At 47.3% G+C, this 18,806-nt stretch carries 22 protein-coding genes; 4 read left to right on the top strand and 18 right to left on the bottom strand.

Features of this window, described 5'->3' with window-relative positions; genetic code table 11:
- Positions 1 to 165: 165 nt before the first annotated feature.
- The 3 genes from ACR32F_RS27710 to ACR32F_RS27720 form a co-directional block, all read right to left on the bottom strand.
- The gene (locus ACR32F_RS27710) at positions 166 to 1,752 is read right to left on the bottom strand and encodes a response regulator (protein ID WP_440112765.1); all 1,587 of its coding nucleotides are present in this window, start codon (positions 1,750 to 1,752) and stop codon (positions 166 to 168) included.
- Positions 1,745 to 3,535 (bottom strand): sensor histidine kinase, encoded by a 1,791-nt coding sequence (locus ACR32F_RS27715; RefSeq protein WP_440112767.1) that lies wholly within the window; start codon positions 3,533 to 3,535, stop codon positions 1,745 to 1,747. The genes ACR32F_RS27710 and ACR32F_RS27715 overlap by 8 nt, the downstream gene beginning before the upstream one ends.
- Before the next feature lie 158 nt (positions 3,536 to 3,693).
- The gene (locus ACR32F_RS27720) at positions 3,694 to 4,164 is read right to left on the bottom strand and encodes an Lrp/AsnC family transcriptional regulator (RefSeq protein ID WP_440112769.1); all 471 of its coding nucleotides are present in this window, start codon (positions 4,162 to 4,164) and stop codon (positions 3,694 to 3,696) included.
- A 140-nt stretch (positions 4,165 to 4,304) separates the two neighbouring features.
- Between ACR32F_RS27720 and ACR32F_RS27725 the strand changes: the two genes are divergently transcribed.
- Positions 4,305 to 4,724, top strand: a complete 420-nt coding sequence (locus tag ACR32F_RS27725) for a carboxymuconolactone decarboxylase family protein (RefSeq protein WP_440112771.1) — start codon at positions 4,305 to 4,307, stop codon at positions 4,722 to 4,724.
- Here ACR32F_RS27725 and ACR32F_RS27730 read toward each other — a convergent pair.
- The gene (locus tag ACR32F_RS27730) at positions 4,721 to 5,899 is read right to left on the bottom strand and encodes an MFS transporter (protein ID WP_440112773.1); all 1,179 of its coding nucleotides are present in this window, start codon (positions 5,897 to 5,899) and stop codon (positions 4,721 to 4,723) included. The two genes, ACR32F_RS27725 and ACR32F_RS27730, sit on opposite strands and share 4 nt — an antisense overlap.
- Positions 5,900 to 6,042: 143 nt before the next feature.
- On the opposite strand from ACR32F_RS27730, the gene ACR32F_RS27735 reads away from it, so the two are divergent.
- Positions 6,043 to 6,654, top strand: a complete 612-nt coding sequence (locus tag ACR32F_RS27735; RefSeq protein WP_440112775.1) for a TetR/AcrR family transcriptional regulator — start codon at positions 6,043 to 6,045, stop codon at positions 6,652 to 6,654.
- Positions 6,655 to 6,748: 94 nt separating this feature from the next.
- Here ACR32F_RS27735 and ACR32F_RS27740 read toward each other — a convergent pair whose 3' ends face one another.
- The 5 genes from ACR32F_RS27740 to ACR32F_RS27760 form a co-directional block, all read right to left on the bottom strand.
- Positions 6,749 to 7,171, bottom strand: a complete 423-nt coding sequence (locus tag ACR32F_RS27740) for an OsmC family protein (protein WP_440112777.1) — start codon at positions 7,169 to 7,171, stop codon at positions 6,749 to 6,751.
- Between the two features lie 17 nt (positions 7,172 to 7,188).
- Complete coding sequence (locus ACR32F_RS27745; protein WP_440112779.1) at positions 7,189 to 7,935, bottom strand: amino acid ABC transporter ATP-binding protein; 747 nt, start codon at positions 7,933 to 7,935, stop codon at positions 7,189 to 7,191.
- 16 nt (positions 7,936 to 7,951) lie between these two features.
- The gene (locus tag ACR32F_RS27750; protein ID WP_440112781.1) at positions 7,952 to 8,596 is read right to left on the bottom strand and encodes an amino acid ABC transporter permease; all 645 of its coding nucleotides are present in this window, start codon (positions 8,594 to 8,596) and stop codon (positions 7,952 to 7,954) included.
- A gap of 31 nt (positions 8,597 to 8,627) precedes the next feature.
- Entirely contained in the window at positions 8,628 to 9,482 is an 855-nt protein-coding gene (locus ACR32F_RS27755; protein WP_440112783.1) for a substrate-binding periplasmic protein, read from the bottom strand.
- Positions 9,483 to 9,596: 114 nt separating this feature from the next.
- On the bottom strand, positions 9,597 to 10,229 hold the full coding sequence (locus ACR32F_RS27760; RefSeq protein WP_440112785.1) for a TetR/AcrR family transcriptional regulator: 633 nt from the start codon (positions 10,227 to 10,229) through the stop codon (positions 9,597 to 9,599).
- Positions 10,230 to 10,449: 220 nt separating this feature from the next.
- Here ACR32F_RS27760 and bacA point away from each other — a divergent pair, with 220 nt between their 5' ends.
- Complete coding sequence (bacA, locus tag ACR32F_RS27765; RefSeq protein ID WP_440112787.1) at positions 10,450 to 11,259, top strand: undecaprenyl-diphosphate phosphatase; 810 nt, start codon at positions 10,450 to 10,452, stop codon at positions 11,257 to 11,259.
- A 195-nt stretch (positions 11,260 to 11,454) separates the two neighbouring features.
- On the opposite strand, the gene ACR32F_RS27770 is transcribed toward bacA, so the two are convergent.
- The 4 genes from ACR32F_RS27770 to ACR32F_RS27785 all read right to left on the bottom strand — a co-directional run bounded on the left by ACR32F_RS27770 (position 11,455) and on the right by ACR32F_RS27785 (position 14,732).
- Positions 11,455 to 11,640: a hypothetical protein gene (locus ACR32F_RS27770; RefSeq protein ID WP_440112788.1), complete on the bottom strand. Its 186-nt coding sequence runs from the start codon at positions 11,638 to 11,640 to the stop codon at positions 11,455 to 11,457.
- Between the two features lie 194 nt (positions 11,641 to 11,834).
- Complete coding sequence (gene nagE, locus ACR32F_RS27775; RefSeq protein WP_440112789.1) at positions 11,835 to 13,286, bottom strand: N-acetylglucosamine-specific PTS transporter subunit IIBC; 1,452 nt, start codon at positions 13,284 to 13,286, stop codon at positions 11,835 to 11,837.
- Between the two features lie 47 nt (positions 13,287 to 13,333).
- A complete protein-coding gene (locus tag ACR32F_RS27780) occupies positions 13,334 to 13,840 on the bottom strand; it encodes a PTS sugar transporter subunit IIA (RefSeq protein WP_440112791.1) in 507 nt (168 codons plus the stop codon).
- A gap of 22 nt (positions 13,841 to 13,862) precedes the next feature.
- Entirely contained in the window at positions 13,863 to 14,732 is an 870-nt protein-coding gene (locus ACR32F_RS27785; RefSeq protein ID WP_440112793.1) for a PRD domain-containing protein, read from the bottom strand.
- Between the two features lie 167 nt (positions 14,733 to 14,899).
- Between ACR32F_RS27785 and ACR32F_RS27790 the strand changes: the two genes are divergently transcribed.
- On the top strand, positions 14,900 to 15,046 hold the full coding sequence (locus ACR32F_RS27790) for a hypothetical protein (RefSeq protein WP_440112795.1): 147 nt from the start codon (positions 14,900 to 14,902) through the stop codon (positions 15,044 to 15,046).
- A 39-nt stretch (positions 15,047 to 15,085) separates the two neighbouring features.
- Here the strand turns inward: ACR32F_RS27790 and ACR32F_RS27795 are convergent, their stop codons facing one another.
- From ACR32F_RS27795 to ACR32F_RS27815, 5 genes are all read right to left on the bottom strand, one after another.
- Positions 15,086 to 15,412 (bottom strand): thioredoxin family protein, encoded by a 327-nt coding sequence (locus ACR32F_RS27795; RefSeq protein ID WP_440112797.1) that lies wholly within the window; start codon positions 15,410 to 15,412, stop codon positions 15,086 to 15,088.
- Positions 15,413 to 15,684: 272 nt separating this feature from the next.
- On the bottom strand, positions 15,685 to 16,593 hold the full coding sequence (locus ACR32F_RS27800) for an aldo/keto reductase (RefSeq protein ID WP_440112798.1): 909 nt from the start codon (positions 16,591 to 16,593) through the stop codon (positions 15,685 to 15,687).
- A 171-nt stretch (positions 16,594 to 16,764) separates the two neighbouring features.
- A complete protein-coding gene (locus ACR32F_RS27805; RefSeq protein WP_440112800.1) occupies positions 16,765 to 16,932 on the bottom strand; it encodes a hypothetical protein in 168 nt (55 codons plus the stop codon).
- 216 nt (positions 16,933 to 17,148) lie between these two features.
- Positions 17,149 to 17,892, bottom strand: a complete 744-nt coding sequence (gpmA, locus tag ACR32F_RS27810; protein WP_440112802.1) for a 2,3-diphosphoglycerate-dependent phosphoglycerate mutase — start codon at positions 17,890 to 17,892, stop codon at positions 17,149 to 17,151.
- A gap of 63 nt (positions 17,893 to 17,955) precedes the next feature.
- Positions 17,956 to 18,528 (bottom strand): DUF420 domain-containing protein, encoded by a 573-nt coding sequence (locus tag ACR32F_RS27815; protein WP_440112803.1) that lies wholly within the window; start codon positions 18,526 to 18,528, stop codon positions 17,956 to 17,958.
- Positions 18,529 to 18,806: the final 278 nt, after the last annotated feature.

Consider the following 18,806-nt stretch of genomic DNA (forward strand, 5'->3'; position numbering starts at 1 on the left):
TAGACCATTGCTTATAAAGGGAAGTCGATGGACTATATCAGGATACATGCACCATGGAAGACTCGAAAACGTTTTATAGTGATTGATAATTATGGAAATACCTACGTGAAGTAACGGATGACTAGACTGCCTCAATGAATACGTGCCAAACCAAGTTCAGTTCTACTATTCGTTGGCTTCGCTGGGCTGTTCTTTGGACTGTGCTCTCGCATGCTCTCTGGCATGTTTGTATGCTGAGGGGGATTCACCTACATATTTCTTGAACTTGCCATGGAAGTAATCCACATTGGCGTAGCCTACTCTCGCTGCGACCTGATGCACCTTCAATCCTTCATCCAGCAACGCCTTGGCCTTGTCCATACGAACCTTATCCAAAAATACATTGAAGTACTCGCCCGTGTGATTTTTAAACAGCTTGCCCAGATAACTGCTATTGTAATTGAATACTTCAGCAAGTACCTCCAGCTTGAGATTTTCTCCAGGATTACGTCGAATGAATTCAATGATCTGTTTCAATACTGTATCCTTGCTGCCACCACCCATACGTTGAATGAGCCTGTCCAGATGTTCAGCAGCCATCACCTTGAGATCCAGCATTGTGAATTGATGGTATACCTCATTAATCAGAACCGACTGTTCCTGCATAATGGATTGCATATGCTGATTGGTGGCCACAAGTTTATTAATAGCCAGGGAAAACACCTGAGAGAACGCTGTCTTAATCGCCTGTTCTGTCCGGTGATAGGGGACCAAACGCTCTTCCATCTCGCTCAGCACACGCATGACCGACTCACTGCTACGGATGTCGAGTGCATAATACAGCCTGTCCGCCAGTTCCTGTTCATCTGGCTCAACACTTTCGTCCGCAGTCGCAACAGCTGTCCCTGTCACGTGTTCACTCCATAACATAATGCGCTGTTCTGTGAACAAAAAACGTTCCCCCAATATACCGTTGGCCTGCATATAGGATTTTGCGATTTCTGCTGTGGAGTCCACAGGCTCACCCGCCGCGGCATATATGTGAATATTCCATTCACTCAAAAGTCGTTGCAACTCATCATAGAGGTTCTTTGCAGATGGTATGGATCTAATCGGTTCCTTGCTTAATAGACCCAGACCGGAATGAAACGAAAATACGATGCCCCGATCTTTCTGGTCGAAAGCTTCCACCAATTTGCGTTTCACCACACTTCCTCGTTGCAGCTCGGGAGATACGTGCATCTCAAGCAACACAATCTGATATTGCGGCCAGTGCAATCCAAGACTATCCTCTTCAATGGTTACCGAGCCCTCCAGACTATCAAAGAGCAACGCCTCGAGCTGATGTTCACGATAGGCCGTATCCTCGCCTGCATAACGCGCCAGGGTCTCCTGCTCGCGCTTCAACACCACACCAATACGCTCAAGTTCACCAATAATCTCCTCTTCATCCACCGGTTTAAGCAGATACCCATCCACACCGAAACTGATCGCCTTCTTGGCATAATCGAAATCGGCATATCCACTTAATATCAGAAAGTGTGAACTTGGATGATGCTGTCGCACTTCTTCGATCACATCCAGTCCGGTCATGCCAGGCATCCGAATATCGATAATGGTCAGATCAGGTTCCAGCTCTTCAAAACAGGTAATAGCCTCACGCCCGCTGGCAGCTGTACCTATAACCTGAAATCCGTATTTTTCCCAATCAATAATGGTTGTTAATCCCTCACGAATGCTCGGTTCATCATCTACCAAAAGCACTTTATACATGTTGGTCCCCTCCTGCTGGCAAGATGAAAGAAACCTCTGTTCCTTCCCCATATACACTCGTAATCTGCAATCCATATGGCTCCCCATATGTCAGTGTTAAGCGTTGATGTACATTGCGCATGCCGATCCGACTCTTCTCCTGCTCCTCCGGTCCACAGATGAACTGCATCACCTCAGCCAGTCGTTCCGGCGTTATGCCTGCACCATCGTCAAGTACTCGTATCTGGACCATGCTCTCTACTAAACGAATACTGATATGAACACGGACCGTACCCTCTTTGTTCTCAAGACCATGGACAATCGCATTCTCAACCAAAGGTTGAATAATTAAAGGCGGAATGTACATCTTCTCCACCTTGGGATCGATATAAATGTTAAACGCAAGTCGTTCACCGTAACGAAATTTCTGAATCTCCAGATAGGACCGTACCATTTCAAGCTCTGCCCTGAAGGTTGTTTTTCCACTGCCAATCTCCAGACTCTTGCGCATCAGCTTGCCCAACAGCCTGACGATATTGGCAATCTCTGCTTCCCCCTTGATATGGGCCTTCATGCGAATGGATTCCAAAGTGTTAAACAGGAAATGAGGATTAATCTGACTTGCCATCATTTTCAGTTTAATCTCTTTTTGGGCGATTTCCAGTTGATTGTTCTGTTCCGTCGCTTCTACCACCTGAGCCATCAGTTCATTAATACTTTTCACCATATAATTGAACTGACGTGACAGTTGCCCGATCTCATCATTCCCGTCAATTCGCGAAGTCACGTTCAGGTCTCCTAATGCAAGCTTATTGAGGTGTTTACTCAGCCGGAGCAATCGGTTCGAAGTGAGGAACGAGATAATATATACGAATAATAGCGCGATCACCAGCACAAGTATAATAAAAATCATGCCGATCATGCTGACGGTGTTGGCGTCTTTGACTATATTTTTGGTGGCAAAAACCGAAATGACCTTCAGACTGTTCATGCTCGATCCAGGGCCCAGCTCATCAATAACAATGTTGGAGGGTTCCCCCTGAAAATCAGCTTCTATTGTGCCTTTTGCCTGATTCTGCAGATCGACGCCAAAATCAAGCTCGTCCAGCGTTTTACCTACCAGTTCGGTATTCTTGGCTGCAACTACATAGCCCTGCTCGTCCGTAATCAACGTCTCGAACTGCTCTTGACGCAGCAATCCGTTCAGCTCATCCTGATTGATCACAATCATCAGCACGCCCTCGGTTCGATATTCGGCAAAAGGCACTTTGCGCACCAGGCTGAGCTTGTGTACAGGATTATCTCCCTTGTCCGGAATGTAAAACCACCCGATGCTGGTCGTTTTCAGTGCCTTCTGGTACCAGTAGCTCTCTTGGGTCTGCTTGTCTACCGGTATAAATTCGAGGTTGTTGATCAGTGTCGGGTTGGTTGAGTAAAACCGAATGCCGGCAATCTCACGGTACAGACGCCTGTACTCCTGAAAATCTTTGTATGCGAGATAAGCCGAGGTTAGTTCTACGACGCTCTTATAACGCGTATTCACGATCTCCTTGAGATCGGTATTGAACATTAGAATATTGGATATATCGGTTGGCACACGCAGCATGGTCGCCGTCTGGCTTTTGATTTTGTCGACATTGATGATCGTCTGCCCGATCGCATTGTTCAGAGCTTGCTGGCGGAAATAGCTGGTCACGGCGAGACCGATAATCAGGATTGGAATCATGACGACCAGTACATAGGAAATGAGCAATTTATGCTTTAATTTGAGATTGTTGGTGGTTCGTATCAACCTTTTAAACATGTCTGCACCTTCCGTCGTCTGTATAAGCGCTTACATATGAAGGGCAGGATCATGCCATCCAAGCCTTCCAATTTATCATACCACATAACAGCAAAAGCCCTGTGAAGGAACTCCCAAAAAGGCCGCAGTTTATCCATTGCACAGCTTGTCAATAACAGCTATTCTTCCGGCAGATTCTCGGGATGCAGAATGAGATCTGGCAGTTCTACCTGAGAAAAAACAACATGAGTCACGGTTACCGCGTATGGAGCCAGCTCGGTAATACACGCTTCAACTTCTGCCATCCCGGGTGCAGACAGCATCACTATAAAGCAGGCTTTGCCTGCCACACGATAGGCAAATTCGGACCAAGGCAGCTGTCTGATATACTCGGCAAAACGCTCATGCTCTCCATTACGCAGCGTCACCTCGATCATACACCGGACACCACAACCCAATCTGGACCGATCAATATGTACATGGTAGCCCTGAATGATACCCGCATCCTCCATCCTGCGAACCCGTTCACTAACCGAAGATGGGGAAAGATTCACCTTCCTTGCCAATTCACGCATGGACAGACGCGCATCCTCCCTTAATTGTCTCAAAATATGATAATCCGTGCGATCCAGATCCATTTGTCTTCCCAAGCTCCTTTTTTCGACGCATATGCTATAGATTAGCATAGATTCGCATTCATTTGCAGTGGAGAAGAAGCCCATGAATTCGGTAGAATCTAAGGTATCTTGATCCTTATATCGATATCTTGTTGAAGGAGCGATAATCCATTATGCCCATCATTTCGTTCTCACTCCACGGAGAAACCCCATTCCAACGCCTGCTTGGTCACCAGCCTGCTATTATGCAGCACTGGAATGCACTTGGCGATGTGCTTGCAGGTGACCGCCTGTTATCTGCCCGATTGAAGGAGGAAGTACGACGAACACTCGCTCAGCGAAACGGATGCATGTATTGCCGGGCCAAAGGGCAGCCTGACCCAAAACCCGAAGAGGCCGCCATTAGTATGGCGACCGGTCTTGCGGATTTATTTATACAAACAGGCGGCAATGTGGACCGTGCCGTCTTCCCCATTCTGCGGGAACATTTCACAGAGGCTCAGATCAGTGAGCTGTGTGCCTGGATCTGTTTCACCATCGCATCGCAATGGTTTGGCGCTGCCCTCCGGCTTGAACCGGAGAATGATGCTTAACGGCTCCGGGATGGGCGGAATCCATATCCTTTGGCACGCAGTGCAACAATCAGAGCCACCAGTGATAAAGCCAAGATGGCCCAGGTAAAGGACGAAGCTCCCCATTGATTCAAAAGAACGCCTCCCACCATTCCGCCAAAGGCAATAGCCAGATTCCAAACCGTTGTATTAATCGGCATTACGATATCCACACCCTGTTCCCCTGCAACTTGAGCAAGTGCGGTCTGCAACAGGGTAGCCGCACCGCCAAATGTCAGACCCCACAGCGCAACAGAACCGAAGACAACAACAACGTGCTCACTCCAAAGACCTAATACAAGGGAAATCAAAGCAAAGCCGGCGAGGCTCATGAGAACCAACATACGCAACCACCGATCAATGAGAATACCTGTAACCCAGATGCCCACCAATGCCATCAGGCCAAATACAAGCAAAATGAGTCCAACTTTGGATTCCAAACCGACATCGGCGAGAAAAGGAGCAATATATGTGTACAAAATATTATGAGCCAACATCCAGGCCAAAACGACAGTCAAAATGGGAATTACACCGGGGGTGAACAGTACTTGCATGACAGAGATGCGCTTATCAGCTGACTGCCCCGGATAATCGGGTACTTTCCACAGCACCCAGAAAATCAGCACAAACGCCAGCAACGACATCAGCCAGAATACCGAGTGCCAGCCCATAAAGGAACCCAGCAGCGTACCTGCGGGAACACCGAACGATAAGGCAATCGGTGTACCAATCATAGCCACAGCCATGCCCCTTCCCTTGAGATGATCAGGCACCATGCGTAATGCATAACCGCCAATCAGACCCCAGGAGACACCGGCTGCAACACCGGCCAAAAAACGAGCGAATAGTGTCAGTACATAGTTTGACGAGAGGGCAGTAATGGTGTTGAAGACAAGAAAACCGATAATCGACAGAAGTAAAAGCGGACGCCGCCGCCAGCCCCTTGTCAGCACGGCCACAGGTATGGCAGCAACCAGCGACCCAACAGCATAAAAGGTGACAAGCTGCCCTGCCCCTGCCTCAGAAATCTGCAGCCCTTCTCTAATTTGCGGCAGTAACCCCGCAGGAAGTGTTTCGGTCATAATAGCTATGAAACCCGCCATAGCCAAGGCCAGCAGCCCCAACCATGGAAAACGATGAGAAGATATATCAGTCATCGGCGCAGCTCCTTTTAAGGTAGTATAGAACAAGCAATCGAATTATGGATCGATCAATCCTTATATTATTCAGACTGCCTCACCTTGTCAATGACTTTTGGATCGATTAGTATATAATTAAGAAAAACAAGGGGGAATCTCTTATGGCAAGAACTGGACGTCCACGCATTTTCGATCGGGATGAAGCGCTGTTGCAGGCGATGATGCTCTTTTGGGAGCAAGGATTCGAGGCCACCTCATTACTTCAGCTTCGAGCAGCCATGGGGGATATCTCAGCAGCCAGCTTCTATGCAGCCTTTGAATCCAAAGAAGCGCTGTATAAAGAAGCGGTAGATCGATATATGGGTACGTTTGGACGCGTGACAGAAAGCTTCTCAGATCTCACATTGTCTCCAAAAGAAGCGATTGAAACCACTTTAAGAAGTACCGCAAAAATGCAAACAGACAGCACACATCCATCTGGCTGTTTAATTGTACTGTCAGCCAGCACATGTTCTTCCAAAAACAATCATATTCGTGACATTGCCGGTGAGAAAAGAAAGCTGACTCGCAGCCGCCTGCAGGATTGCATCCAGCGTGCGGTGGATATCGGTGATATTCCTGCTTCCACGAATGTGGCCATGCTGACCACTGTATTTGATACCTTTATGCAAGGCATATCTACACAAGCCCGGGATGGCATTCCTTTTGCAACGATCGATCAGGCTATCACGGAAATCATGGGCATCTGGAACCTTGTTCAGCATTCAGCCTGACTATACATACTAACTGTTGATGTGTTAGAAAAGCCAAAAAAGGCACTCCCACGATTGGAAGTGCCTTCTCAGTTTAAAATTTGCTCGTGTGCTGTTAAGGACGAGGAGTGTCTACCCCATTCAGAATCAGCTTGGGATGAATATCGGCGCTCAACGAAGCGGAGACTGCACAATACTTCTCTTCTGCCATCTGGATCGCTTTCCAGATGCGATAATCCGGGATATCACCATCCACATTGAAGATCAGGTCAATGGAGGTGAAACCTTTGGGCATATCTTCACTACGTGTGCCTTGAGCTTCAATCTCGATTCCTGTAATTTTGTCCAAAAAAGCGTCCAGAATCATCGTAATATCGATTCCCATACAGCCTCCGAGACCCGCCAGTAACAATTCCATCGGGGTTGCCCCCTTGCTGTCACCACCATAAGCCGCAGTAGCATCCATGCCAACAGCATAGCCAGAGGGTCCTTCGGAAGTAAACGCGCGTTTGCCTTGCCATACGGTTGTTACATTCATGATGTTATCCTTCTTTCTTAGAATTCGGTAATTTGCTGTAAGAAACGGCGTGTTCGCTCTTGCTCTGGATGTTCAAAAAAAGCCTGCGGACTCGCTTGTTCAACAATGGAGCCATCCGCCATGAAAATAATTTTATTAGCCACATTACGGGCAAACTTCAATTCATGCGTCACAACCATCATGGTCATGCCCTCCTGTGCCAGCTCCTTCATTACAGAGAGTACTTCTCCAACCAGCTCAGGGTCCAGGGCTGAGGTAGGCTCGTCAAACAGCATTACCTCTGGCTCCATCGCCAGTGCACGGGCAATAGCCACCCGTTGTTGTTGCCCGCCAGATAATCGGGATGGATATGCATCCTGCTTGTCCGACAGGCCGACCCGATCCAGCAGAATCTGGGCACGCGCGGCCGCTTCATCTCGTTTGATCTTTTTCACCGTAACGAGACCTTCCACCACGTTGCCTAGCACCGTCTTGTGCGGGTAAAGATTGAACTGCTGGAATACCATGCCGGTCTGGCGACGAATCTCCAATACCCGGGCACGCTGGACACGCAGCGAATCTGCGCTATTTACCACAATGCCATTCACTTCGATCTGTCCTCCGGACAGCTCTTCCAATCCATTCAAGCAGCGCAGCAACGTGCTTTTCCCTGAACCACTCGGTCCCAGCAATACAACAATATCTTTGGCATCGACATGCAAATTAATGTTCGTGAGCACTTCATTTTTCTGAAAACGTTTCGTAAGTCCGGTTGTTGTGATCATCGCTTCTCTCCTCCCATCAGTAAGCCCGGGCCAGCCGGCGCTCCACTTGTTCCAGAATGGCCGAGAAGCCGATACTCATAATCCAGTAAATCACACCGATTGCGAGATAAAACGGCATATTCAAAGCATATTGTGATACGAGTAACTGTGCTGAACGCAGCAATTCTGTCACTCCAATGGCCGCCACAAGCGATGTTTCCTTCAACATGCCAATAAACGTGTTTCCCATCGGTGGGATAGCAATGCGCACAGCCTGAGGGAAAACGATTCGTCTCATCGTTTGAGCTGGTGTCATGCCCGTAGCATATGCAGCCTCAGTCTGTCCCTTCGGTACTGCCTGAATGGCTCCTCGGAATGTCTCAGATAGAAACGCACCTGCGTTCAAACTGAGTCCAAGACAGGCGGCTGTAAGCGAGCCCAAGGTCACGCCATAATCAACCAACCCGTAATAAATGACGAATAATTGCACCAGCAGCGGGGTTCCCCGCATGATGGATACGTAGAAGCGGGCGATCAGCCTGAGCCACATCGGGCCTTTCAAACGGGCAATAGCGACAAGCACCCCGATCAGAAAGGCAAAAAACATTGAAATTACGGTAACATAAAGCGTGTAATACGCCCCCTTCAGGAAGAAGGGGATATTTTCAAATATTAGTTCCATGCATCAAACTTCCCTTCGCCTTGCCGGTTCATTATTGCGCAGGCTCTTCACCAAACCATTTTTTGAAGATGGTGTTGTACGTACCGTCATCTTGCATACCTTTGAGAGCATCATTCAGTGCAGCTACAAGTTCCGGATTGTCTTTGCGTACGGCAATACCTGCTTGGTCACTCTTGATTGGTTCACCAACCGCTTTGATGTTGAATCCGTTGGCATCCACAATCGGTTTCAGCGCATAGAGGTTGTTGATTGTAGCATCGATCCGTCCAGCATTGAGATCTTTAAGTGATGAGATTACATCGTCATACGTTTTAATGGTGAAGTCGCCTACTTTGGGCAGTACTTCATTACGCAGGTACGTTTCATCATTCGTGCCGAGACCTACACCGATGTTTTTTCCTTTGAAGTCTTCCAGCTTAGTCATATCATTGTTGTCTTTTTTGACGATAATCTTCACTTCGTTTGTAATATACGGATCACTGAAATCCAAAACCTTTTTCCGATCATCGGTAATCGTCATTTGGCTGATAATAGCATCGAGCTTTTTGGATTGCAGACTCGGCGTCAGACCAGAGAACTCCTGGGATACAAATTCAACCTTAACACCAAGGCGCTTCGCAACCTCCCGTGCAATATCCGCATCAAAGCCGTCCATTTCTTTCTTGTCGTTCAGGAAGTTGTATGGGCGGTATGTACCCATCATGCCTACTTTTATGACACCGGCAGATTTGATCTGCTCCAGTTCATTGCTTGCCTGTGCTCCGTTCGTGCTTCCGTTATCCGTTGCTTTGCTGCCACAAGCGCTAAGTACCAGTACGGTCATCAGCAGAATAGCTGCTGTTAGAGACCAGCCTTTACGAGTTTTCGATCCATATGTTTTGTTCATTACGTTAACTTCCTCTCATGCATGTAGTCATATCCATTATTCCCTGGTGCTTGTTTAATCATGTGAAGATTCAATCCATTTTGTTCAAAATAAAGCTGCGGAGCCAGCACGTCTCTATGTGCCGAGCAGTCCGTAAAATTCAAAGCTTGCCGCCTCGGCTGCGAGCAAAGAAGCCGTCATGGATGAGAACTCGCTGTGCAGCTCCTCCGATCCGAATAGCCAGCGCGAAATCATACCTTCAATCATGCTTACCAGCAATGCGGCCCTTAGTGGAACATCCATGGAGTGCGGCAGCATGCCAAGCTCAATGGCTCGTTCCATGTTGTGACGGAATGCAAGTTCCACGGCATTTCTTGTTTCCTCAACCATACGACGTACCGACTCTTCCGAGACAATGCCTCTGAGCAACAATTCCATAAAGTAACGATTGTTCGCAGCAAAAGAAAACAAGTCGGTAAACAGCCTTTCCGAAGCCTTCACCATATCCTCGACCGTTCCAGCATCCTTGCGGTATCCTTGCCCGATTGCTTCAAGCAATTCCTCCTTGCCCGTTAATACAATCTCCGAAGCAATGGCTTCTTTGCTCTTGAAGTGCCAGTAAAAGGTTCCTTGTGCTACCCCGGCTTCTCGAACGATATCGGAAATTTTCGTCTGATGGTAGCCTTGAGTTGCGAACCGTTCCATGGCTATGCGTATAATCTGATCCCGGCGTTCTTCTCCGGGTTCCATATGGTTGATTTTGGACATTTGTATAATCCTCCCGATTGATCAGTCAGTCAGTTAATATATATCCTATGGGATAACTAGGTTTTTGTCAATATGGTGTTTAACAATTCGTTAACAAGCATAAGTTGAAGTTGGATACGTTTGTGAGCATAATAGATGATGGCCTTTTTTTTAACAATGGGCACTGTCAACCGCATGACAGCCTGTATACTGTCATCTGTATTTCAAGGAGGAAGAGAAATTGGACTTTATATCATCCATCATTATGGGCATCATCGAAGGTTTAACTGAGTTTTTGCCCGTGTCCTCAACCGGACACATGATTCTGACTGCCCACTTACTGGGATTATCGGAGGACAACGATTCAGTCAAAACATTTGAGGTTGTTGTGCAGCTTGGAGCTGTACTTGCTGTCGTTGTACTGTACTGGAACAAGTTTATTGATATGTTCCGCTTCACCGGGGGGACAAAACGTTATTCCCGCCGTCTCAATCTGGGACATATCTTTCTGGCGATGGTTCCTGCCGTAGTCATCGGACTTGTATTCCGGGATTGGATCAAGGCACATTTATTTGGTCCTGAGACAGTGCTATATAGCCTCGTTATTGGTGGTATATTAATGATCGTAGCTGAGCGCTGGAGCCACCGTAGTGAGCGTATTACTACCCATGATGTCGACGATATTACGTATAAACAGGCATTCGTTGTGGGACTATTTCAGATTTTGGCGTTGTGGCCAGGCTTCTCGCGTTCGGGATCTACGATCTCTGGGGGTCTCTTCGCAGGGGTAAGCCGCGTAGCAGCAGCTGAGTTTACGTTCCTCGTGTCTGTACCGATTATGATTGGTGCCACGGGATATGACCTGTACAAAAGTATCGATCACCTGAACGGCAGTGATTTCCCCATCTTTGCAATCGGATTTATCGCTGCTTTCATCGTCGCTATGCTTGCGATTAAGACGTTCCTGTCTATTTTGAAAAAATTGAGTCTAACTGTCTTCGCCGTATATCGCTTCGTGCTGGCAGCCGTGTTCTTTATTATTTTGATGTAACCCTGCAATTGAAGTAATTAGACAGGCAAAACCAATGGCGGCCTCACGTTCCCTTCGGAATGAGGCCGCCATATTTAGTTGTTGTGCTATGTTTAGGGGCTTCATGGTTCTAATGTTGCTTCACTGACTAGTTGAACGAACGAACTATGTACATGGGCATCCAGACTGGTGCTCACTTCCAGGAAAAGTTCTGACTCAGTACCACTCTTTCGCTTGAATGCTGCGCTGTTTCTTCCGATATTTTAATTTCTCAAGCAGATTATATCTATTCTGCTTTTGTTCCTGCAGCAGTTGCTTCACTCCTCTCATTAACAATCGGTATCTTAGGTCATCATTATGGCTCAGTTGGTGCATCTCTTCAAAAATGGCTTTGTTCGACATGATCCCTCTCACTCCAATATTCAGTATGTTCTCTAAGTATACAGAGAGCCACTGATCAAATTCTAAACAACCCCTTTCCATCTTCTCTTCCGTCCCTTTCGCGGTTGACGTATGTTCAAAACAGGTATACCTAAATCATTAAATAAGCGGACATCCAAAGATGTCCGCTTGCTCACATATATTTATATTATCCATTACATCAGCTTTTTGATATCATCCTTAATCTGCTCGGATTGCGGACCGAATACGATCTGCACCGCACCCTGACCAAGCCGCATTACGCCGGATGCGCCAAGCTGCTTCAGCGCAGCGTCCTTTACCGCCTTGTCGTCGTTGACGTCGAGCCGCAGACGTGTAATACAGGCATCGATGGTTCGGATATTCGACGGTCCTCCGATGTTCTCCAAAATTTTTGCCGCTCTTGAAGAGGCAGATCCAGTAGTTTTTGTACCAACCTCCTGTACTGCATCGTCTGTATCATCTTCACGCCCCGGTGTCTTCAGGTTGAACTTTACAATAATGAAGCGGAACAGTACATAATATAGTGCGAAGAACCCCAGACCGACCGGAATAAGAATCCACGCATTCGTAGACAGCTTCATGTTTATAAGATAGTCAATCAGCCCAGCGGAGAAGCCAAACCCTAGTTTGACGTCGAGTACATACATCAGTAGACCCGCCAGACCCGTCAATATAGCATGCACGACGTAGAGTACGGGGGCAACGAACATGAAGGAGAATTCAAGCGGCTCTGTAATCCCTGTCAGGAAGGAAGCAATTGCCGAACCGATGAATATAGAGCCTACAAGCTTGCGTTTTTCCCGCTTGGCGGTATGAATGAACGCCAGAGCAGCACCAGGCAATGCGAACATCATAATTGGGAAGAAACCTGTCATGAACATTCCCGCAGATTTGTCTCCAGCGAAGAAGCGGGTGAGATCCCCATGCACTACTTCTCCAGCCGCATTCGTAAAGTCTCCAATCTGGAACCAGGCGATCGTGTTCATAACATGATGCAGACCGATCGGAATCAGCAGGCGGTTGGCCGTACCAAAGACAAATGCACCAAATGCGCCAAGGCTAACGACCCAGTTACCAAAATCGCTGATAATATCCTGTACCGGGCTCCAGATCATTCCTACGAATACCGCCAGTACCATCGTCGTAGCTGCTGTAATGATCGGTACGAAACGTTTGCCAGCGAAGAAGCCGAGCCAATCCGGCATTTTAATATTATGATATCTCTTGTACAGGAACGCGGCCCAGGCACCGGCAAAAATACCGCCCAGAACGCCCATGTTCAGCACTACATCATCATTAATGTAAGAAAACTGCTGCGGTACAATCTCCAGTACCTTTGTAAGCACCATATAAGCAATGAGCGCTGACAGTGCGGCAACGGCGTCTCCGGCAAAACCGATGGCAACCCCAATGGCAAAGATAAGAGCCAGATTTCCAAAAATAGCGCCTGCACCAGCGTTCAAAAACGGTGCAACATACTGGTTCAGGAATCCACCAATCGCGCTGCCCATATGCAGATCCTTCTCATAGTCAATGAGCCCTAACCCCTGTAAAATCGCTGCCGCCGGCATAGTGGCAACTGGAAGCATCAGCGACTTGCCTAACTTCTGTAGAAAAGCCAACATAATACAATCATCTCCCTTAATTCATAATAGGTACGCCATGTGTACTATTACTGTGATGTTATTTTTAATATTAGATCTGCTCCCGCCTTGACCTGTCCGAACAGACATTCTACCTCTGGAGGGTTTTCCTCCATACTGGTTACTATGATCGGCGAGATGGTTGCAAATCCGGCAGCACAGATGGAATCAATGTCGAATTCAATCAGTAATTGCCCGGCTTTCACGCTGTCGCCTGTAGCAACATGGCTAAGGAATCCGCTGCCTTTCAGACTAACTGTATCGATACCGATATGTAACAGAAGTTGCAGTCCGGAAGCGTGTTCAAGAATCAGTGCATGATTCGATTTCACGATATGGGCAATTTTGCCGTCAAATGGTGCACAAAGTCTGCCTTCGATCGGCTCTATGGCAAGCCCGCTACCCATATATCCTCCAGCAAAAGTATCATCCGGAACTTGAGCTAGAGGCACGGCCCGTCCACTTAAAGGGGCTGTAATTTCTATCATTTTCACAGTCCGCCGCTCTTCTTTTTTGGATCTCCATTTGGAAAACATCCGCATCACTCCTCTCTTATTACTATTTATTATTGTTCTCTATAGTTTTGAACAGCCTGTGCAAGTGCATGGCCATAAAGCATAGTTCCTCCTCCGGAACCTCCACCTCAAGTTTATCCTGCATCACCTCTCCAAGTTTTTGCGCCAGCTTGTATTCTGGCTTGTACTCTTTCTTGATGTGCTTCACGAACGGATTATCGATCATCGATCCCTGCAAAATCCGTTCCAGTGAAAAGCGCAGATGGATCATCAGCCTTATATGATTCATACTGCCATGCTCAAACTTGATCTTCTGCTCGGCACGGATCAGATCCAGTAGCTCGCTGACCATGTTCGATACCTTGATCAGCTTGCCGACCGGCACATTGCTGACCGCAGAATAGACGTGATAGGTCAGGAAGCCGACTTCATCATCCGGTATTTGCACATTGAATTCGGCACTGATCTTTTCCGCCGCTTTGAGAGCGATTTCATATTCTTTGGGAAACGTCATTTTCGTTTCTTGCAAAAAGGGGTTAATGATGTCCATACCGCTGCGCAGGCGGTAAATGGTAAACTGGATGTGGCTTGGGAGCGCCAAATAAATTTTGTCGTTTAACTTGCCGGGAAACTGACAAGTAATATCTCCGATAATTTCATCAGTGATCTTCATAACTTTAGGCTCAATATCTTCAAGTAAAATCTGAAACTGGCTCCATTCATCCCGGTCTTCCAGACGGTACAGCTTCTCAATCCGCTCATCATTGCCTTCAATGATCCCGGCATCCTTCACCCCAAAACCGATCCCTTTGCCGATAATGACATATTCCTTGCCGTTCTTGCTTCCCTGGACCATAACAACATTATTCCCAATCACACGCAGAATTTGAAATTGTTCGATTTCCCAAGACAAGTTCTCCCTCCTTCCCTAATTTTCGGAATTTCCGCATCAAAAAAAGCCAAGAACCGCCTCATATTAAATGAAGACAACCCTTGGCTCATGCCCTTCTACGGTAACACGCCATTTGTAATACTTAAATTTTATGTGCTTATCATAAATCATAGTCAGTAGGTCCGTCAATGGTAATTTCAGAAAAGTCAAGTCGGGTAGTGTGGCGGGATTTCATCGGTTCCAACCAGCCTGAGCGCCAGGGAACGAATCCCGAAGTACTACCGGATTGCGCTCGCGTTTATAATCGGGCGATCCGCAGCAGCCTTAACGGATGATGGAGAGCAGATTATACCGTCCAGGTTCGGCAGCAGAAATTAAACTTTGGATTCAAGCGTCTCCAAATACTCAGAGATTTGAGCAGGTGTTTTCGCCCATTTGCTATGCAGATGTGCGATCTTCTTGCCGTTCTGGAAGACGAGCAGGCTCGGGATGCCGCGCACAGCATTCTCTTCAGCCAGCGGCTGGAACTCTTCTGCATCCATCGCATAGAAGGTTTTGTCCGCGTGTTGGTCGATCACATCACCGATAAAGCGGTCCATATTTTTGCAATCCACACACCACGTTGTATCAAATTTAATGACGGTCAGACCGTCGGACTTAATCATATCGCGATATTGCTGTTCACTTTGAATTCTTTCCATAATGTCATCACTCCCTTTTATAGGTTGTTCAAAAAGTCCGCTTTTGATTACGAATCATGCCTAGCAGCATCATCAGCATCGAAGTTGAAATTCAGCCGAAATGTCCGTTGCTCACGTCGTTTTCCCTACGCTCCGCTACTCCATTTCTAGCTTCATTCCATCTTCTCGGTACTGAAAACCAGACTTTTTGAACACGTACTTTTGTATGGTTCATCACACTTCTCACCCTATTGTACCTTGAATAGTTACAATTGAAAATAGGACTGCTATGTTCAGCGGTGCTGCTTATACAGATTAGCGGGGCTATGCTCCCGTATGGCCTGGATCTCGGCAGCTGTGAGCGGTGCTGATTTCGAAGCTGCGATGTTGTGCAGCAATTGTTGTCTGGAGCTGGCTCCAGGGACCACAGCCGCAACAGCAGGATGGGATAGCGCGTAGCGAATAGCCGTCTGAGCCATGCTACGATCATCTGTGACCAGTCGATTTAGTCCTTGCCGAATGGTATGCAGTTGCTCTGGCGTATAATCCAGATAGCCTTTGTCTGCCTTGGCAGCTCCGGAATCGGCGAGCACACCGCTGGCTACAGGTCCACGAGCGATTACACTGATCCCCTGTTGTTCCAATAAAGGTAGCACTTCCTCTTCCGCTCGGCGGTCAGCAACACTATACTGGTTCATCACACTGACAATGGAAGCCCTCTCCACGTATTCCCGAATCACATTGGGGCGAATGGAAGAGATGCCGTAATACCGAATAAGCCCTTCCTTCTTCAGCTCCTCAAATGCTTCAATCGTCTCGTGGACGGGGTCATCCATGGTCCCGCCATGCAGCTGATACAGATCGATGTAATCGGTCTGCAGTCGCTTCAGACTTTCATGTACCGCCTGCTTGATATAGGCTTTGGACGGGTCCCACGACCAACCCTCCTTGCCGGGAATACGACGATTGCCTACTTTGGTTGCCACAATGACTTGCTCCCGACGTCCCTTAATAGCTTGTCCTACAATTTCTTCATTACGCCCTGCGTCATACAGATCGGCTGTATCCAGCAGATTGACGCCATGATCCAGAGCCTCGTGAATCAGATCCACGGCGGGCTCCACCTCGGTTCCGAGCGACATACAGCCCAGTCCAATCTCAGACACCATCAATTCGGATGTGCCCAGACGATTTTTCTTCATATGTGCATCTCCTTCCTTACGTTCTGCAAGTATCCATTGTATCATTCTTGCTGGCAAAAATCGCATGCCTGACTACAGCAAAGGGTTGTTGTTACGAAACACCAAAAAACCTGGAACTGTAGCCCCAGGTTTCTCAGAAACATAAAATCCATTCATTGGATATGTCGTAATCTATTTCACTTCAACGCGAGGTCTTGTTTTGCTTCCATTAGACGAACTGGAGCTTTTCATCAGTCCCGAAACCGTAGTGAACAGCTTATCCCGTGCTTGTTTGTTCCTCATCAGGTAGGTTACGCCTGCTCCAACGGCCGTCATGAGTATTCCTCTTCTTTTAGACATGTGCTTCTCCTCCTTCAGGATCAATGTACATCGTGCCTTGTTTGAGAATTACCCTCTGGGCGGAAAACGAAACCAAAGCTGAAGCTTGATCATGCAAAAAAAGATGACCTCTGAATGAAATTCAGCGGCCATCTTCCACTTGCTCGTTGAGGATCAACAGGAAAGGATTAATCAAGCAAACTTCGTACGTACGATTAACAACACGTTCACATCCGCTCAATCGGATGGCGTTGCAACATGGGTCATCTCTTCATGTTTGTACGTCGAGCCATCCGCGGTCAGATAAAAGTGTCCGATGGGATGCAGATCTTCATCCAGTTCATAGACAAGCGGAATGCCTGTCGGGATGTTGAGCGCCATCACGTCTGCCTCGGACAGCTGGTCCAGATGCATGACGAGTGAACGGAGCGTGTTGCCATGCGCAGAGATCAATATTCTTTTGCCAGCCGATACCATCGGTTTAATCTCCGCATTCCAGTACTCCAGTACCCGCTTCGATGTATCCATCAGATTCTCCGTAGACGGGATCGTGCAACCCAGCCGCTTGTACTTGTCCAGATCCTGCACATATCGGTCATCGGTTTCGTCAAGTGGCGGAGGAGATACGTTAACGGACCGTCTCCATTCCTGCACCTGCTCTTCCCCGAACTTGAGGGCGGTCTGCTGTTTGTTCAGCCCTTGTAATGCACCATAGTGGCGTTCATTCAGCTTCCATGTTTTCGTAATCGGAATCCACATGAGGTCCATCTCATCCAGTGCAATATCCAGTGTTCGGATGGATCGTTTCAGCACAGAAGCATAGGCGTAATCAAAATCAAACCCTTGTTCTTTCAAAATCTTCCCTGCTTTACGGGCCTCTGCGTAACCATCGGTCGTCAGATCCACATCGGTCCAACCGGTAAATCGGTTCTCCACATTCCACATACTCTGTCCATGGCGAATCAAAACAACTCTGTACATAACCGTGAATCCTCCTTCCATGGAAACATTACCCCTAAGTCCCGCAAGATATGCTTAACGATATTAATAATAGGGTGCCATCATCAGGTATACCACGACACCTGTAGAGCTGACATACAGCCAGATTGGCATGGTCCAACGTGCGATTTTACGGTGTTTCTTCAATTGATTCGTCCAGCCCCACACAAGTGTGAACAACGCCAACGGAACAATGAGGGCTGCCAGTATGCTATGGGTGATCAGAATGAAGAAGTAGATGGAACGAACAATGCCTTCACCACCGAATTTGGACGTCTCTGGTGAGAGATAATGAAATGTCAGATACGTCACAAGGAATAACAGTGTCGTTGAGAATGCAGCAAGAATAAATCGTTTGTGCAACTTCACATTTCGCTTGATAATCGCAATAAGTGCTGCGAGCAGGAAGATGAAGGTAAAGCTGTTAAACACGGCATTGAACCGCGGCAATACCGTGATATCAAAAGCTACATCACCTTTGTACCCGATGGACGGTGCGAAAAACAATAATAAAATAATGACATTAGCGAGAATGGAAATCGTGATAATGATGCCTGCGAAATTTTTATTGCTGGTCGGGGATTGAATGTTCGGCTCCCCTTTGTCCTTTTTGCCCAATGCAAAATCCTCCTCATATCCTAACTTCTATGTTCTATATCATTATATCTCGCCATTTCACCACTGTTAAGTGACAACACTCTGAACAAAAACTCCACCTCAGTGACTATAAAATGCCCCTTGAAGGCCATTTTCATGAATTTCATTGCTGCCCCCATTTACCCTTTTCTGTATTTGTGATATAATTAACACAATTAAACACATACGCGTTGAAACCGGAGGAGCCTGTCACCAAGGGCCCTCCTTGTCTTTTTTTAGGCATAGAATGGCACTGTTAA

Source organism: Paenibacillus hebaui, from assembly GCF_051934385.1.
Lineage (GTDB): Bacteria > Bacillota > Bacilli > Paenibacillales > Paenibacillaceae > Paenibacillus.

Bases quoted from the DNA above. Each gene is read 5' to 3' on its own strand.
- ACR32F_RS27710 (WP_440112765.1), bottom strand. From the start codon at position 1,752: ATGTATAAAGTGCTTTTGGTAGATGATGAACCGAGCATTCGTGAGGGA.
- ACR32F_RS27715 (WP_440112767.1), bottom strand. From the start codon at position 3,535: ATGTTTAAAAGGTTGATACGAACCACCAACAATCTCAAATTAAAGCAT.
- ACR32F_RS27725 (WP_440112771.1), top strand. From the start codon at position 4,305: ATGCCCATCATTTCGTTCTCACTCCACGGAGAAACCCCATTCCAACGC.
- ACR32F_RS27730 (WP_440112773.1), bottom strand. From the start codon at position 5,899: ATGACTGATATATCTTCTCATCGTTTTCCATGGTTGGGGCTGCTGGCC.
- ACR32F_RS27735 (WP_440112775.1), top strand. From the start codon at position 6,043: ATGGCAAGAACTGGACGTCCACGCATTTTCGATCGGGATGAAGCGCTG.
- ACR32F_RS27740 (WP_440112777.1), bottom strand. From the start codon at position 7,171: ATGAATGTAACAACCGTATGGCAAGGCAAACGCGCGTTTACTTCCGAA.
- ACR32F_RS27745 (WP_440112779.1), bottom strand. From the start codon at position 7,935: ATGATCACAACAACCGGACTTACGAAACGTTTTCAGAAAAATGAAGTG.
- ACR32F_RS27750 (WP_440112781.1), bottom strand. From the start codon at position 8,596: ATGGAACTAATATTTGAAAATATCCCCTTCTTCCTGAAGGGGGCGTAT.
- ACR32F_RS27755 (WP_440112783.1), bottom strand. From the start codon at position 9,482: ATGAACAAAACATATGGATCGAAAACTCGTAAAGGCTGGTCTCTAACA.
- ACR32F_RS27760 (WP_440112785.1), bottom strand. From the start codon at position 10,229: ATGTCCAAAATCAACCATATGGAACCCGGAGAAGAACGCCGGGATCAG.
- ACR32F_RS27770 (WP_440112788.1), bottom strand. From the start codon at position 11,640: ATGTCGAACAAAGCCATTTTTGAAGAGATGCACCAACTGAGCCATAAT.
- nagE (WP_440112789.1), bottom strand. From the start codon at position 13,286: ATGTTGGCTTTTCTACAGAAGTTAGGCAAGTCGCTGATGCTTCCAGTT.
- ACR32F_RS27780 (WP_440112791.1), bottom strand. From the start codon at position 13,840: ATGTTTTCCAAATGGAGATCCAAAAAAGAAGAGCGGCGGACTGTGAAA.
- ACR32F_RS27790 (WP_440112795.1), top strand. From the start codon at position 14,900: ATGGTAATTTCAGAAAAGTCAAGTCGGGTAGTGTGGCGGGATTTCATC.
- ACR32F_RS27795 (WP_440112797.1), bottom strand. From the start codon at position 15,412: ATGGAAAGAATTCAAAGTGAACAGCAATATCGCGATATGATTAAGTCC.
- ACR32F_RS27800 (WP_440112798.1), bottom strand. From the start codon at position 16,593: ATGAAGAAAAATCGTCTGGGCACATCCGAATTGATGGTGTCTGAGATT.
- ACR32F_RS27805 (WP_440112800.1), bottom strand. From the start codon at position 16,932: ATGTCTAAAAGAAGAGGAATACTCATGACGGCCGTTGGAGCAGGCGTA.
- gpmA (WP_440112802.1), bottom strand. From the start codon at position 17,892: ATGTACAGAGTTGTTTTGATTCGCCATGGACAGAGTATGTGGAATGTG.